The organism is Citrobacter sp. MNAZ 1397, assembly GCF_023613995.1.
Taxonomy (GTDB): domain Bacteria; phylum Pseudomonadota; class Gammaproteobacteria; order Enterobacterales; family Enterobacteriaceae; genus Phytobacter; species Phytobacter ursingii.
Genome location: NZ_JAKIVH010000001.1, coordinates 146,237 through 159,785 on the forward strand (window position 1 = coordinate 146,237; position 13,549 = coordinate 159,785).

The 13,549-nt window shown below is 55.1% G+C and carries 11 protein-coding genes and 2 pseudogenes; 1 reads left to right on the plus strand and 12 read right to left on the minus strand.

Translation table 11 applies throughout. From position 1 onward, the window contains the following. Nucleotides 1-12: 12 nt before the first annotated feature. Complete coding sequence (arsC, locus tag L2097_RS00635; protein ID WP_250351932.1) at nucleotides 13-372, minus strand: arsenate reductase (glutaredoxin); 360 nt, start codon at nucleotides 370-372, stop codon at nucleotides 13-15. A 12-nt stretch (nucleotides 373-384) separates the two neighbouring features. Then, entirely contained in the window at nucleotides 385-1,848 is a 1,464-nt protein-coding gene (gene bepA, locus L2097_RS00640; protein WP_047369314.1) for a beta-barrel assembly-enhancing protease, read from the minus strand. A gap of 222 nt (nucleotides 1,849-2,070) precedes the next feature. Here bepA and L2097_RS00645 point away from each other — a divergent pair, with 222 nt between their 5' ends. Continuing rightward, a complete protein-coding gene (locus L2097_RS00645) occupies nucleotides 2,071-3,141 on the plus strand; it encodes an AI-2E family transporter (RefSeq protein ID WP_142516193.1) in 1,071 nt (356 codons plus the stop codon). 83 nt (nucleotides 3,142-3,224) lie between these two features. Here the strand turns inward: L2097_RS00645 and focA are convergent, their stop codons facing one another. The 10 genes and pseudogenes from focA to L2097_RS00690 all read right to left on the minus strand — a co-directional run bounded on the left by focA (nucleotide 3,225) and on the right by L2097_RS00690 (nucleotide 13,542). Further along, nucleotides 3,225-4,082, minus strand: a complete 858-nt coding sequence (gene focA / locus L2097_RS00650; RefSeq protein WP_047369316.1) for a formate transporter FocA — start codon at nucleotides 4,080-4,082, stop codon at nucleotides 3,225-3,227. 135 nt (nucleotides 4,083-4,217) lie between these two features. Next, nucleotides 4,218-5,783 (minus strand): annotated as a pseudogene (locus tag L2097_RS00655) (sigma 54-interacting transcriptional regulator); the annotation flags it as partial. Between the two features lie 48 nt (nucleotides 5,784-5,831). Then, nucleotides 5,832-6,173, minus strand: a pseudogene (locus tag L2097_RS25830) (hydrogenase); the annotation flags it as partial. 219 nt (nucleotides 6,174-6,392) lie between these two features. Beyond that, nucleotides 6,393-6,803: a formate hydrogenlyase maturation HycH family protein gene (locus L2097_RS00660; protein WP_250351934.1), complete on the minus strand. Its 411-nt coding sequence runs from the start codon at nucleotides 6,801-6,803 to the stop codon at nucleotides 6,393-6,395. Beyond that, complete coding sequence (locus L2097_RS00665; RefSeq protein WP_047369319.1) at nucleotides 6,796-7,572, minus strand: NADH-quinone oxidoreductase subunit B family protein; 777 nt, start codon at nucleotides 7,570-7,572, stop codon at nucleotides 6,796-6,798. The genes L2097_RS00660 and L2097_RS00665 overlap by 8 nt, the downstream gene beginning before the upstream one ends. Continuing rightward, nucleotides 7,569-8,117, minus strand: a complete 549-nt coding sequence (gene hyfH, locus L2097_RS00670) for a hydrogenase 4 subunit H (protein WP_047369320.1) — start codon at nucleotides 8,115-8,117, stop codon at nucleotides 7,569-7,571. The genes L2097_RS00665 and hyfH overlap by 4 nt, the downstream gene beginning before the upstream one ends. A gap of 10 nt (nucleotides 8,118-8,127) precedes the next feature. Next, entirely contained in the window at nucleotides 8,128-9,855 is a 1,728-nt protein-coding gene (locus L2097_RS00675; RefSeq protein ID WP_047369321.1) for a hydrogenase large subunit, read from the minus strand. Next, complete coding sequence (locus L2097_RS00680; protein WP_250351935.1) at nucleotides 9,852-11,435, minus strand: hydrogenase 4 subunit F; 1,584 nt, start codon at nucleotides 11,433-11,435, stop codon at nucleotides 9,852-9,854. Before L2097_RS00680 ends, L2097_RS00675 begins: the two co-directional genes overlap by 4 nt. A 4-nt stretch (nucleotides 11,436-11,439) precedes the next feature. Continuing rightward, nucleotides 11,440-12,090 (minus strand): hydrogenase 4 membrane subunit, encoded by a 651-nt coding sequence (gene hyfE / locus L2097_RS00685; protein ID WP_047369323.1) that lies wholly within the window; start codon nucleotides 12,088-12,090, stop codon nucleotides 11,440-11,442. 12 nt (nucleotides 12,091-12,102) lie between these two features. Further along, nucleotides 12,103-13,542: a hydrogenase 4 subunit D gene (locus L2097_RS00690; RefSeq protein ID WP_047369324.1), complete on the minus strand. Its 1,440-nt coding sequence runs from the start codon at nucleotides 13,540-13,542 to the stop codon at nucleotides 12,103-12,105. Between the last annotated feature and the right edge of the window lie 7 nt (nucleotides 13,543-13,549).

Here is a 13,549-nt window from a genome sequence, read left to right on the forward strand (position 1 = left end):
GGGCCTGCGGCGTTAGTCGACGATCTCAAGGACCTGCTCTGGCGGACGACCGATGCGCGCCTGCCCGTTCGCCACGACGATCGGACGTTCCATCAGTTTGGGATTATCAAGCAGCGCCTGCAACAACGCCTCTTCTGAGAGATGGCTATCCCCCAGTCCCAGTGATTTATAAAGATCTTCTTTCTGGCGCATCAGTTCCCGCGCGCTGGTCATCCCCAGCATATGCAACAACGCTTTGAGCGTGTCGGCATCCGGCGGTGTCTCCAGATACAGGACAACCTGCGGATCAATGCCGTTAGCTTTCAGCAGGCTGAGGGTATCGCGGCTCTTGGAGCAGCGAGGGTTATGGTAAATTTTCACCGCGTCTGTCATCGGTTCTCCTTGTTACATCTTCTGATACGGGCGGAACGTTTTCTGCAACTGACGAAGCTGGTCGATACGCGCATCGTAACGGGCCTGCTGCAGACTGCCCAATTTAACCTGCGAACTGGCGCTCCCCAGCAACGTAATGGCCTGGTCGAGCTTGCCTGTCAGCGCCAGCCCTTCGGCACGCGCCGCCAGCTCTTCATCGCGATGGCCTAAGGTGGCTTCCGCTTGCGCCAGCAGTTCCCAGCCGTTGACATCATCCTTCCAGTTAAAGGTGTAACGGTTGAGTATTGCTTCTGCCGCGGCTGCCTGACCGCCGGTCAGATAGGCGTTTGCCAGGTTGAGCTGTAATACCGGGTTGGTTTTAATTTCTGCCGCATTTTTCAGACGGTTAATCGCTTCGGTGCTCTTGTTCTGCCCTAAATCAATGTCGGTCGCCAGATCGAGATACCAGGCATTTGTCGGATTGGCAGTCAGCAACGGTTGCAGGGTTTTCGCCGCGTCGGCGAAGTTCTTCGCCTCCATGGCCTGTAGGGCACGACCATATTGGGCGGCATGCTGTTCACGCACATTCCCTTTCGCCCAGGCATCTAACAGATCGCTGGTGAGCTGATTACGCCCGGAATTATACATACCCAACGCTCTGGCTTTGGCCAGGTAAAACTCTTCGGAGGATTGCACGACCACCGGGCGCATCTGATTGGCGCGGTTACGCGCATCGGCAAGACGGCTTTCCGGTAACGGGTGCGTCAGCAAAATTTCCGGCGGGCGTGAAGCGTAACGCGATTGATCAAGCAATTTTTCCAGAAATGTCGGCATTGCCTGCGGATCAAAGCCGGAGCGTTGCAAGACCTGAATCCCGATGCGGTCCGCTTCCTGTTCGTTCTGCTGCGTAAAGGTAATCATGCCCTGTTGCGTCCCGGCCAGTGTACCGGTGAGCGCCGCCATCCCGGCCTGCGGGCTTGCCATGGCTAACAGAATGGATCCAAGCGCGCCAGCCCAGGTGAGGGGGGCGCTGCGTTTCTGGTCTTCCATGGCACGCGCCAGATGGCGCTGGGTCACGTGGGAAATTTCATGCGCCATCACCGACGCCAGCTGGCTTTCGTTGTCCGCATAGCGAAACAGCGCTGAATGCAATACAACGTTGCCGCCGAAGAAGGCAAAAGCGTTGATCTCGTCATTATTGACTAAGTAGAAATGAAACGGGGTCTTTACTGAGTTTGCATGCGAGACCAGGCGCATACCCAGTCCGTTAATGTACTGAACCAGTAAAGGGTCGTTGATCAGCGGTGCACTGCCGCGCAACTGGCGAACATAATAGTCGCCCATCTGCATTTCCTGACCAATGGATAGGGTGCTTCCTGCGGAGGTTCCCATATCGGGCAGCGTATCTGCAGAATCCGCAAACGCGGGGATCATCTGGCCGAGCGTCAGCGTGGCGATAAGGGTTGCGACCAGCGTTTTTTTCAACTGCCTGAACATAACCTCAATCCTGTAATTTTTGGGGTAATCATTTGACCTGAGGCGCCGGGGTTCGTTCCGGCGAAATAAAACAGAGAGTTTATCCGCCCTGAAAGGGGAATGACACCGTTTTACCTGCTCACCATGTTTCCTGTAAAGGCGACGAAAAGCGAAGTCTTTTTTGTGACATTTCGATACAATTCCTGAACTCACACCGGTCAATCCGGCTTCTGGAAGGAACATATGCTTGAATTGTTGATGCAGTGGTATCGCCGTCGCTTTAGCGACCCGGAAGCGATCGCGCTGCTGGTCATTTTACTGGCTGGTTTTGTCATTCTCTTCTTCTTTAGCGGTCTTCTTGCGCCGTTGCTGGTCGCCATTGTGCTGGCCTATCTACTTGAATGGCCAACCGTTCGTCTGCAAAGAATTGGTTTCTCCCGCCGCTGGGCAGCAACAATGGTACTGCTCCTGTTTGTCGGCATTCTGATGATTATGGCATTTGTGGTGATGCCGGTTGCCTGGCAGCAGGGGATGAATCTGATTCGCGACATGCCGGGAATGCTCAATAAACTGTCCGATTATGCCGCCACGCTGCCCCGACGTTATCCGATGTTAATGGATGCGGGCATCATTGATGCCATGGCGGAAAACATGCGTGCCCGAATGCTGGGGCTGGGGGATTCGGTGGTCAAATACTCCCTTGCGTCGCTGGTCGGTCTGCTGACGCTGGCGGTCTATTTGGTGCTGGTGCCTCTGATGGTCTTCTTCCTGGTGAAGGATAAAGAACAGATGCTCAATGCGGTGCGCCGTGTGCTGCCACGCAATCGTGGGCTGGCAGGGCAGGTTTGGAAAGAGATGAACCAGCAGATAACCAACTACATTCGCGGCAAAGTACTCGAGATGATTGTCGTCGGTGTCGCGACCTGGTTAGGTTTTCAACTCTTCGGCCTTAACTATTCCTTGCTGCTGGCGGTGCTGGTGGGATTCTCGGTGCTGATTCCTTACATCGGCGCATTTGTGGTCACTATACCGGTGATTGGTGTGGCGCTGTTCCAGTTTGGCGCGGGCACCGAGTTCTGGAGCTGTTTTGCCGTCTACCTGATAATCCAGGGGCTGGATGGCAACTTGCTGGTGCCCTTGCTGTTCTCCGAAGCCGTTAACCTGCACCCGTTGGTCATTATCCTGTCGGTGATCATCTTCGGCGGCCTGTGGGGGTTCTGGGGCGTATTCTTCGCCATCCCGCTGGCGACGCTAGTACAGGCGGTGATTCACGCATGGCCGGATACCGTTGCGGTTGACGACCACCACGTCTGACCTGATGTCTTCCCCGCTGGCGCGACGCTTAGCGGGGCTACTGAGGTTGTACCCGGATAAGCACAGCGCCATCCGGGACGCGGTTAGTGCGCGTTATGTTGATTACGCAAATAGATAATCCAGTAGGTAATCCCAACCAGTAATCCGCCGCCGATGATATTACCGATAGTCACCGGTATCAGATTGGCAGTGATAAAATTGCTCACTGTTAATGCCGGAAAATTTTCCGCGCTGGAATGAATACTGGTCCAGAATCCTTCGGGGGCAAAATAACGAATAACAACAGAAAGCGGGATCAAAAACATATTCGCAATGCTGTGCTCGAAGCCGCTGGCGACAAACATGCCAATAGGCAACAGCATCGCCATGATTTTATCCGTTAGCGTATGTCCGGAATAACTCATCCATACGGCCAGACACACCATTAAATTACATAACGTCCCCAGGCAGACGGCTTCAACGAATGTATGATGCATTTTATGATCAGCAGTCTGTAATACATTTAATCCCCAAAGGCCGTTACCACTCATATATTGCCCGGCAAACCAAATCAGCGCGACAAAAAACAGTGCACCGACAAGGTTACCCAAATAGACGATTATCCAGTTGATAATTAACTGTCGCCAGCTTATGAGTCCGCTGGCTTTTGCCATTACCGTCAATACTGTCGAGGTGAACAAATCTGCGCCACAGACCACGACCAGAATGAGGCCCAGCGAGAAGCAGACGCCGCCCGCCAGTTTTGCCAGAGCGGTTGCCGGGGCAGGCCCTGTCGTGACGGTAATATAGAAAACGAACGCAATGGAAATAAATACACCAGCCGTGACCGCGAGAAAGAATGACAGCTCTTTCTTCTTGCTGACTTTATATAAACCTGCCTGTTCGGCAACCTTTGCCATTTCTGCGGGAAGCCGCAGATCAAAAGCATTGCTGGTATCCATGAGAATCTCCTGAGTCTATACATAAATGAGGGAGCCATATCGACACCCGCATTTATATGCATAGGGCGTACCAGCCATTTTGCCGGTATCGCCTTGAAAGCGTTAATTCGCTCACAATTAAACTCAGGAACTAAATTACAATACTTCCCGCACGCTAATACCCAGACGCTGCATGCGCGATAACAGCGTGGTGCGTTTCATCCCTAATTTTGACGCTGCGCCGCGCGGCCCGGCGACAATACCGTTTGTTTCCCGCAGCACCTGAATAATGCGCTGACGTTCCTCTTCATCGTTTTCCGGCGGTTCGGTATGCATCATTTCCGCCACGCGGGGAAGGGGAAAAGGAAAGGGATCGTGAGCCACGGGCTGTACCATGCTGCTGGGCTGGGCATTTAAATGCAGGCTCAGCGTATTATCGCGTGATAGCAGCACCGCACGTTCCAGAATATTTTCCAGTTCGCGCACGTTGCCTGGCCACTCATAGCGCATCAACTGGCGCATGGCATCGGCAGGGATCGTGTCGATTTGGCGGTTTAAACGGCGCGCCAGCTTTTGCGTGAAGTACCTGACCAGCAAAGGGATATCGTCCGGGCGATCGCGCAGCGGCGGCAACACCAGCGGGAAGACATTCAGGCGATAAAACAGGTCGTTGCGAAACTCCCGGTCAATGACCATCTGTTTCAGGTCGCGGTTAGTCGCGGCAATGACCCGAACGTTAACGGGAATGGTGCGGGTGCCGCCAATGCGCTCAATCTCTCGCTCTTGTAGCACACGCAATAACTTAGGTTGCAGTTCAATCGGCATATCGCCGATTTCATCGAGAAACAGCGTCCCCCCATCTGCCATTTCAAAGCGTCCACGGTGAGCGTTGATCGCCCCGGTAAACGCCCCTTTATCATGACCAAACAGTTCGCTTTCCAGCAGCGTCGACGGAATAGCGGCGCAGTTGATTTTCACCAGCGGTTTATCTTTGCGCAGACTCATCTGGTGAATGGCGCGGGCGATAATCTCTTTCCCTGTACCGGTTTCGCCAAGAATCAGCACCGTACTGTCACTCAGGGCAACAATATTGACCTGCTGAAGCACATCACGCATGGCGTCGCTTTGATAAATAATGTCGCCAAAGCTCTGGCTGGAAAGAATTTGCTCGTTAAGTTTATTGTTCTCATTTTTGAGATTTTCTTTCAGATGCGTCACTTTGCGATAGGCATCGGCATTATCGACAGCAATGCCAATTCTGTCGGCAATCTGTCGGAGTAATCGACAGTTTTGCGCGTTAAAAATCGACAAATCCCGATGCGCCAGCATCAGCACGCCAGTGGACTGATGGCTAAAGGCCAGCGGCAGAATAAACACCGTCTCCAGGCCTTGCGCATCGAGTTGTTGCAGCAGGGGATCGTTTAGCCACCTTTGCGGCTCGTCCTTTTTTTGCAACAGGGTCGCATGATTTTCATTGAGCGCCGTATGCAGCAACGGGCTTTCACTGCGTAACGGGTATTGCTGGCTTTTCGGCGGGTGTACCGTGAAATCCGTCGCGTTCCACATAAGCTGACGCGAGCGCAGGGCATCACGGAGCACCATTGAGACTGTGTCTACGCCAAAGAAGCGGTGGATCTCCCGCGAGACATCCGCCACCAGTTCATCAATATCGAGATGCGACAGTACTGAGTTGGTGATATCGACCAGTACCCGGTCATGGTCAAGTTCCTGGCGCAACAGTGAAACGGATTGTTCAAGCTTGTCGCGTTCGATATCGCCCTCTAAACCTTGCGCCGCGAGGCGTGCCAGCCAGGCAAACATGATGCTGTCTTTTTCGCAAAATTTACCGCCATCGGTGCGCACAAAGCGCAACTCGGCCATGGTTTCCCCGGCAAGTAAAATCACCTGTGTCGAGCTATCGCTGATTGAACCGGCATATTCACTGGTGCAGAACTCAACGCTTCCGTCATCAAAACAGCGGTAGAATCGCGAATTACTCAGGCGAAGTTCGACAAACTGAATGGGGCTGAACGGAGGGGGTAGAGGAATGAACGCCCGCAGGACGGACGCCTTATCTTTCTGTTCCAGCAAATGCTGTAAAATCATGGATACTGCATCCTTCCAGAATCAATTGTGCAGAAAAGCAGACAGAAACAGCCATAAATCAACATAATGTGACTTCCTTATCCGTTTTTTCATATCAAGTGATTGTGCTTCGGTAAGAGAGCGGGCCACCCGGTATACTACTATACCCCCTTATTTTGTAGTGTTACCCGCTTCACGTATAGTTAATTGTCATACGAATTGACATTTTATTGATATCACTAATGGTTAATCCAGCCGCCGCACCATCAGATAAATCGCCGGTTCACCGGCAATATCCTGCAATTGTTGCAATATGAGCTGACTCCAGCTGCGCCAGGGATCATCCGCGTCTTTCGCCAGTTTAGCAAATGCGGGGGCCAGTTTATTGACGTGACTGGCATCAATGATGATTTCGCCAAACGTCAGCAGCCCCTGCATTTTCTTGCGTGCGCCATCTTCCAGTAACGCAAGCCAGCGCTCGTAATCGGCAAGGGGGCATTCCAGTACCACGTTGAGGCAGTCAATTACCCCCACGTGGTGACCAATGGCCAGCGAGTAGTACATCACCTGGCGGCTCTTTTCCTCGACATTGACGCTGTCATCGACAAACTTCTGCCGCAGCGTCCAGAACATCACTTTACTGCCCTGTTCAGACATGCTTTCCCTCCATCTCGGCGCGCAGTTGCTGCACGATGGTGTCCAGGCGCGGATCGGCGGCCTGTTGCAGCCAGGCATTAATGCGTGCTGAGCTTTCGCGTGGGTCGCCTTCTGTTAACAGTGCGAAGAAGTGATCGGCAATTTCACGCCCCTGGCGATAGCCTGCCAGACGACGCGCCAGCCGTTCGATGTTGACGCGCATGGCCAGCGGTACGGCAGGCCAGCGGACGCTCGCCGTTTCATTTTCAGCCTGGTGATGATCTTCTGCATGCAGTTTCTGCTCCAGCAGGCCGAGCGCGACGGCGAAACCGTGTACCGTTGCCGCCGGGGTCGGCGGGCAGCCTGGGATCCATACGTCAATAGGCACAATGGTATCGCTGCCGCCCCAGACGCTGTAGAGATCGTGGAAAATACCGCCGCCGACCCCGCATGCGCCATAGGAAATTGCGATTTTGTGGTCAGGCGCGGAATGCCACGCACGCAGCGCGGGCATACGCATGGCGCGCGTGACCGCGCCGGTAAACAGTAAAATGTCAGCGTGACGCGGCGAGGCGACGACTTTAATGCCGAAGCGTTCGGCATCGAACAGCGGGGTAATCGCGGCGAAGATCTCGATTTCACAGCCGTTACATCCCCCGCAGTCCACGCGGTAAACATAGGCAGAACGTTGAATATCGCGAAGCAGCACTTGCTTGAGTTTTTGCGCTTGTTCATCCAGCGTTATGGGCTGACTGACATGCTGCTTTAACGTCAGGGAATCGGCGCTCATGCTTGCTCCTCAATATAATAATGAACGTTGGTGCTGCCGCGATGCTCCAGTGCCGCCCGACGTTTGCATGCCGGGCAGACATTCGCCTGGGCGCGCAGTGTTTCCACAAGCGTCGGGTTCGATTGATGAAGCGCCAGCAATTCAGCCGCCAGGGCGACGGATTTTTCCGGCGCAAACGGCGCATGGCACTCACTGCAGTGCTGCAACCGAAAGGTCGCGCGCACGTAGAGATCTTCTTTGCGGGTCACCGCCAGCTCAAACTCTTCTGACAGGCGAATGGCGTGCGTTGGGCACACCTCTTCGCAGCGGCCGCAGTAGATGCAGCGGCCGATAAACAGTTGCCAGATGCGGGCGTTGTCATCCGGATGGGTTTCCATCGTCAGCGCGTTAGCAGGGCAGGCGGTGGTACAGGCGCCGCAGGCGATACACTGCTCGGGATTGAGCTCGGGTTTCCCGCGAAATCCGGGGCAGACATCCAGCGGCGCAAACGGGTATTTCACCGTGACTTCGCCCGCTCTGATAATGGTTTTCCACAATTTAAGCATCGTATCTTCCTTATCTCAGCGGCGAATTGCGACGTTCAATACTGTAACGCTCGATCTCTTTGTACGGTACGGTGGTGGATTTGCGTTTACGCACATCCACCAGCGTGACGCGGTCCGTACAGGAATAGCAGGGGTCGAGGCTACCGATAATCAATGGCGCATCGGAAACGGTATTGCCGCGCAGCATATAGCGCAGCACCGGCCAGTTAGCATAGGTCGCCGCACGGCAACGCCAGCGGAACAGCTTCTGGTTATCGCCGAGCATGCTCCAGTGCACATCCTCGCCGCGCGGCGCTTCGACATAACCCAGTGCGAATTTATGCGGCTTGTAGCTGAACCCTTCGGTCAACAGCGAAGTGTCCGGCATATTGTCAAGGGCAAATTCAATCATTGAGAGGGAATCAAGCGTCTCTTTGATACGCACCATCACGCGTGAGAAAACATCCCCGGCAGGCCAGCTAAACAACGTTTTCGGCAGATTACCGTAGTCAGCATAAGGATGGTCAAAGCGCAGATCACGCTGAAAACCACTGCCGCGAATCAGCGGGCCGACCGGGCTATAATCGCGCGCAATCTGACGGTCCAGCACCCCGACCCCCTGGGTACGCTGTGCCATATTTGGCGTTGAGAGCAGCATATCCACCAGTTGAATCACTTCTGCGCGCATCTCTTTCACCAACTGGATGGTTTTAATGCGCTGCTCTTTCAGGATGTCGCGCCGCACGCCGCCTATCAGGTTCAGGCCGTACGTTTTACGCGAACCGGTCAGCAGTTCAGCCATGGTCATCGATTTTTCGCGGATGCGGAAAAATTGCATAAAACCGGTATCAAAGCCGACAAAGTGGCTGGAAAGGCCGATGTTTAACAGGTGGCTGTGCAGACGCTCTACTTCCAGCAGCACTGAGCGGATGGTGTGAGCGCGTTGCGGTACCACAATGCCCAGCGCGTTTTCCACCGAGGTGGTGTACGCCACGCTATGGGCGAAGCCGCAAATCCCGCAGACGCGGTCTGACAGGAAAGTCACTTCGTTATAACCCATGCGGGTTTCTGCCAGTTTTTCCATCCCCCGGTGAACGTAGAACAGACGGTAGTCGGCATCGACAATGCGCTCGCCATCAACAAACAGACGGAAATGGCCCGGTTCGTCGGACGTGATATGCAACGGACCGATGGGCACGATACGCGCCGAGCTATCGCCGTCATTGATAAACGGGTAGTTTTCCGTATCGGTGGTCGGTTCCGGACGCAGACGATAATCCATGGTGTCTTTGCGCAGCGGATGCAAATCGTCCGGCCAGTCGTCCGGCAGCACCAGACGGCGCTGATCCGGTAAGCCCACCGGAATCAGCCCGTACATGTCGCGAATTTCACGCTCGCCCCAGACGGCGGCGGGCACTTTCGGGGTGACGGAGGGGAATTCACGTGTGTTGGCATCGACCAGCGCTTTAACCACAATCCAGCATTTTTCCGCCCCTTCCATAGAAAGGGCGTAGTAGACCGCGTAATGACCATTGAGGGTACGTTCATCGTTACCGAATAACACCGGTAACCAGCCGTCATGCTGGTAATAGAGATAATGAACGATATCCGGTAGCAGATTGAGTTTTACCGTAATGGTGGTCTGCTCAAAGGTTTGCCGCTCTTCTTCAAGAATGGCACCGGGAAATTGCGCGTTTAACGCCGCAAGGCAGGCACCGCCACGAGGGGCATCGAGACTGACACTCTCTAAATAACTCACTTTAACTCTCCCTGAACCCGCGCGGGTGTTGCGGCGGTGGTGTCAAACGACGCCCACAGCCAACTGAATTGTGTTGATTGTTCATCATTACCGGACATCACAATGGCCGAGGCGTTTGCCAGCATTTTGCTTACCGGTTGCGGAATATGAGTCCCCATCACCAGCATCATCACCAGCAAAATGACCATCGGTGCCGTGGTCAGCCAGCCCAGCTCGCCGCTGGCGACTTCCTGGGGCGGGGCGGCAAACAGCGCTCTGGCGACCATGCGCACCAGTCCGCCAAGCACGATCGTCAGCAACAGCAGCAGAACGATGGTCACCAGCAGATGATCCGCCGCCAGCCCGGCGGTGACGGTCATGAACTCACTGAGGAAAATATTGAAAGGGGGCATTCCGCCCAGTGCCAGCGCGCCGCCGCCAAGGAGGACCGCGGTAAACGGCATGACTTTCAGCATGCCGCACACCACGTCCAGGTTACGGGTGCCGTATTTCAGCAGCACGTTGCCGGAACCGCAGAACAACAGTGTTTTGGCCAGGCTGTGGTTCAGTGTGTGCAGTAGCGCGGCGAGAATGCCCAGCGGGCCGCCGATACCGAGCGCCACTGCCACCAGCCCCATATTTTCCACACTGGAGTAGGCAAGCAGACGTTTCATATCCTGTTGAACAAGGATAAAGAACGCCGCCACCGCGACGGAAAGCAGGCCGAAGATCATCAACAACGTATTGGGGAACGTGCTGCCGATAGCATGGCAGATGATGATGTAATAGCGAATCAGCACCAGCAGCGCGCAGTTCAGCAGCACCGCTGAGAGCAGGGCGCTTACCGGGCTTGGCGCTTCACTGTGGGCATCCGGCAGCCAGGCGTGCATCGGGAACAAGCCGGTTTTGGTCCCAAAACCGATCAGCACGAAGACGAATGCCAGTACCATCAATGTTGGGTCGAGTTTGCTGCTCTCTTTAAGAACTTCGGTCCAGAAAATCGCGTGATCGGGCTCTGCCATAAAGCTGGCGGCGTTGGCGTACACCAGTACGGTACCGAACAGGCCAAACGCGACGCCCACGGTACAGATGATGATGTATTTCCACGCGGCTTCCAGTGAAGAACGCTGGCCGTAAATCCCCACCAGAAACGCAGAGCTCAGTGTCGTGGCCTCAATGGCTGCCCACATGACAATCAGGTTGTTACTGGTGACTACCAGCAGCATGGTGAAGAGAAACAGATGGAAGAAACCGTAGTAATTGCACAGAGTGCCGACGGTAATTTCCCCGTGATCGACTTCATGGCGCATATAGCCAATGGAGTACAACCCGGTAATAAAACCGATGATCCCAAGAAGCGACAAGAACAGACCGCTTAGACTGTCGATATGTAGCCAGCGATGGGCGGCAAAAATCTCACTCGCAGTCACCGCTTCTGCGACCGTCCACAGTGCCACGACCATCAGCACGGTGATACCGACGAAATGCACGGCGGTGACCAGACCGCGCGCGGCATTCCCTCGCAGACGGCACAGGAAGCAGAGTGCGGAAATGACCAGCGGCGTGAGCAGCAGCAAGGTGAACATCAATGCGTGACTCATGTTGTTATCCTTTCAGCGCCGTAAGGTTATTAACGTCCAGCGTTCCGTGGGTACGCCAGATTTTTCGCGCCAGTATTGTCATGACGATCACCGCGAAAATGGCATCGGTGGCGATACCAATTTCGACCAGCTCCGGCGCACGCCATGCCAGCAGCGCCAGCACCAGATGCGAGCCGTTCTCCATCAGGCAGTAGCCAAACACCTGACGCAGGATATTGCGCTGGCTGATGATGCACAGCAGCCCCAGCAGGAAATGACCGAGCGCCACCGCCAGCGCGGGCTTAAGTTGCGCGACCAGCGGCAACTGCACCGGACGCACCACAAACCAGCACAGCAACACGATGCCTGCGGCCATCAACACCAGTGCGGCAGGGCCAAACAGACGTTCCCCCTGACCCTCTGGCGCCATTTTGCGAAATGCATAGCCCATAATCAGCGGCACCATCAGAACCTTGGTGAAGAAGGCGCTGATGGACCATATCCGCAGTTGTTCAGCATCCAGCAACTGCGCAAGGGTGAAAAATATCGACACCAGCACCAGTGATTGCAGGGCGTACAACCAGCAGGAGACGGTGTAGCGTCTGGCGCAAGTGACCAATAACGAGGTGAACATCATCAGCCCCGCCAGATTGTTAACGATCAATGTTCCCGTCATCTTCGACTCCCTTTATCCAATCCACGCTGCGGCAATGACGCTTGAGCACAGCGACATCACCACCAGAATCACCAGCACCAGCTTCATGGCATAAGGCAGCGGCGCCGCCTGTGCTACCTCTTCGCTGGGTTCACCCGGCACGACGCGCCCGAACCAGTAGATAAACCAGCCGAAGCTGGCGACCGATTCCACCAGCGCCAGGATCATCACCGCGAGCAGAATGGGGTGCTGATCGGAGAGGGCGAACCCGGCGGCAAACAGGGGAAACTTGCTGAAAAAACCGTTGAACGGCGGGACACCGGTAATGGCGAGTGCTGCAACGCAAAAACCGATCCCGGCGATAGGCAGTGTGCGCATTACGCCGCGAAGGCGCGGCAACATACGCGTACCGCAGCTGTAGCTGAGTGCCCCGGCCACCAGGAAGAACAGGCTCTTGGCGAAGGCATGGTTAAAGATGTAAACAATCCCCGCATTGAAGGCCATTTTCGAACCGAAAATCGACATCGACAGGGCAAGGAAAATCCACGCCAGTTGGGAAATCGTCGACCAGGCGAGCAGGCGCTTCATGTCTTTTTGCGGCAGGTACATCAGGAAGCCGTACACCAGGGTGATTGTCGCCATGGTGACGCCGACCCAGCCAATGACTTCCGGGATCTGCCCACCTTCGGAAATAGCGCGGGCAAAAATGTAAACACCCACTTTCACCATCGACGCGGCGTGCAGGTATGCGCTGACCGGCGTCGGCGCTTCCATCGCATCTGGCAGCCAGGCCTGCAATGGCAGTTGCGCTGATTTACCCCAGGCAGCGAACAAAATCCCACCGTAGACGATTAACGCGGCACTGCCGTTTAACTGGCTCATCGCGCTTAGCGCAAAGGTGCCGGTTTGCAGGAACAGCGTTGCCGCCGCCAGATACAATCCCAGCGAACCGACGTGGGTAATAAGCAGCGCTTTCATCGCCGAGCGCTGGGACTTTTCAGACTGGTAATAGCTGATGAGCGCCCAGGAGCAGCCACCGGTGATTTCAAAAAACAGCAACTGACCCAGCAGCGTGGACGAGAGCACCAGGCCGGACATTGCACCGATGAAAATCAGCAAGAACGCGTAGTAGCGGTTACTGCCGTCGTGCGGGTGCTCTTTATTCCCGCGGGTCAGATATCCCGTAGAGTAGAGCGCCACCAGCAGGCCGAGGAAGACCACCACAAACAGAATCAGGGTACTGATTTTGTCTACCGTCATGCCGAACAACGCTATCTGTCCGGCGCTAAGCAGCGGGATGTCGACGACCTCGCTACCCGCGGCATGAAAGCCCGCTGCCAGTGCGACCGTGGCGATAGTTGCCAGCAGGGCAAACAGCGTGGACAGCATGGGGGCGGTCTGTCTGGGGGCCAAAGAGACGACCAGCGCGCCGATAAACGGCAGGAGCAGGGTCGTCAGGGCAATTGTTTCCATAGTAATT

Excerpts from the sequence above, each read along its gene's own strand:
- L2097_RS00660 (WP_250351934.1), bottom strand. The coding sequence starts at position 6,803 with ATGTCTGAACAGGGCAGTAAAGTGATGTTCTGGACGCTGCGGCAGAAG.
- L2097_RS00665 (WP_047369319.1), bottom strand. The coding sequence starts at position 7,572 with ATGAGCGCCGATTCCCTGACGTTAAAGCAGCATGTCAGTCAGCCCATA.
- L2097_RS00645 (WP_142516193.1), top strand. The coding sequence starts at position 2,071 with ATGCTTGAATTGTTGATGCAGTGGTATCGCCGTCGCTTTAGCGACCCG.
- focA (WP_047369316.1), bottom strand. The coding sequence starts at position 4,082 with ATGGATACCAGCAATGCTTTTGATCTGCGGCTTCCCGCAGAAATGGCA.
- L2097_RS00690 (WP_047369324.1), bottom strand. The coding sequence starts at position 13,542 with ATGGAAACAATTGCCCTGACGACCCTGCTCCTGCCGTTTATCGGCGCG.
- hyfH (WP_047369320.1), bottom strand. The coding sequence starts at position 8,117 with ATGCTTAAATTGTGGAAAACCATTATCAGAGCGGGCGAAGTCACGGTG.
- bepA (WP_047369314.1), bottom strand. The coding sequence starts at position 1,848 with ATGTTCAGGCAGTTGAAAAAAACGCTGGTCGCAACCCTTATCGCCACG.
- L2097_RS00680 (WP_250351935.1), bottom strand. The coding sequence starts at position 11,435 with ATGAGTCACGCATTGATGTTCACCTTGCTGCTGCTCACGCCGCTGGTC.
- hyfE (WP_047369323.1), bottom strand. The coding sequence starts at position 12,090 with ATGACGGGAACATTGATCGTTAACAATCTGGCGGGGCTGATGATGTTC.
- arsC (WP_250351932.1), bottom strand. The coding sequence starts at position 372 with ATGACAGACGCGGTGAAAATTTACCATAACCCTCGCTGCTCCAAGAGC.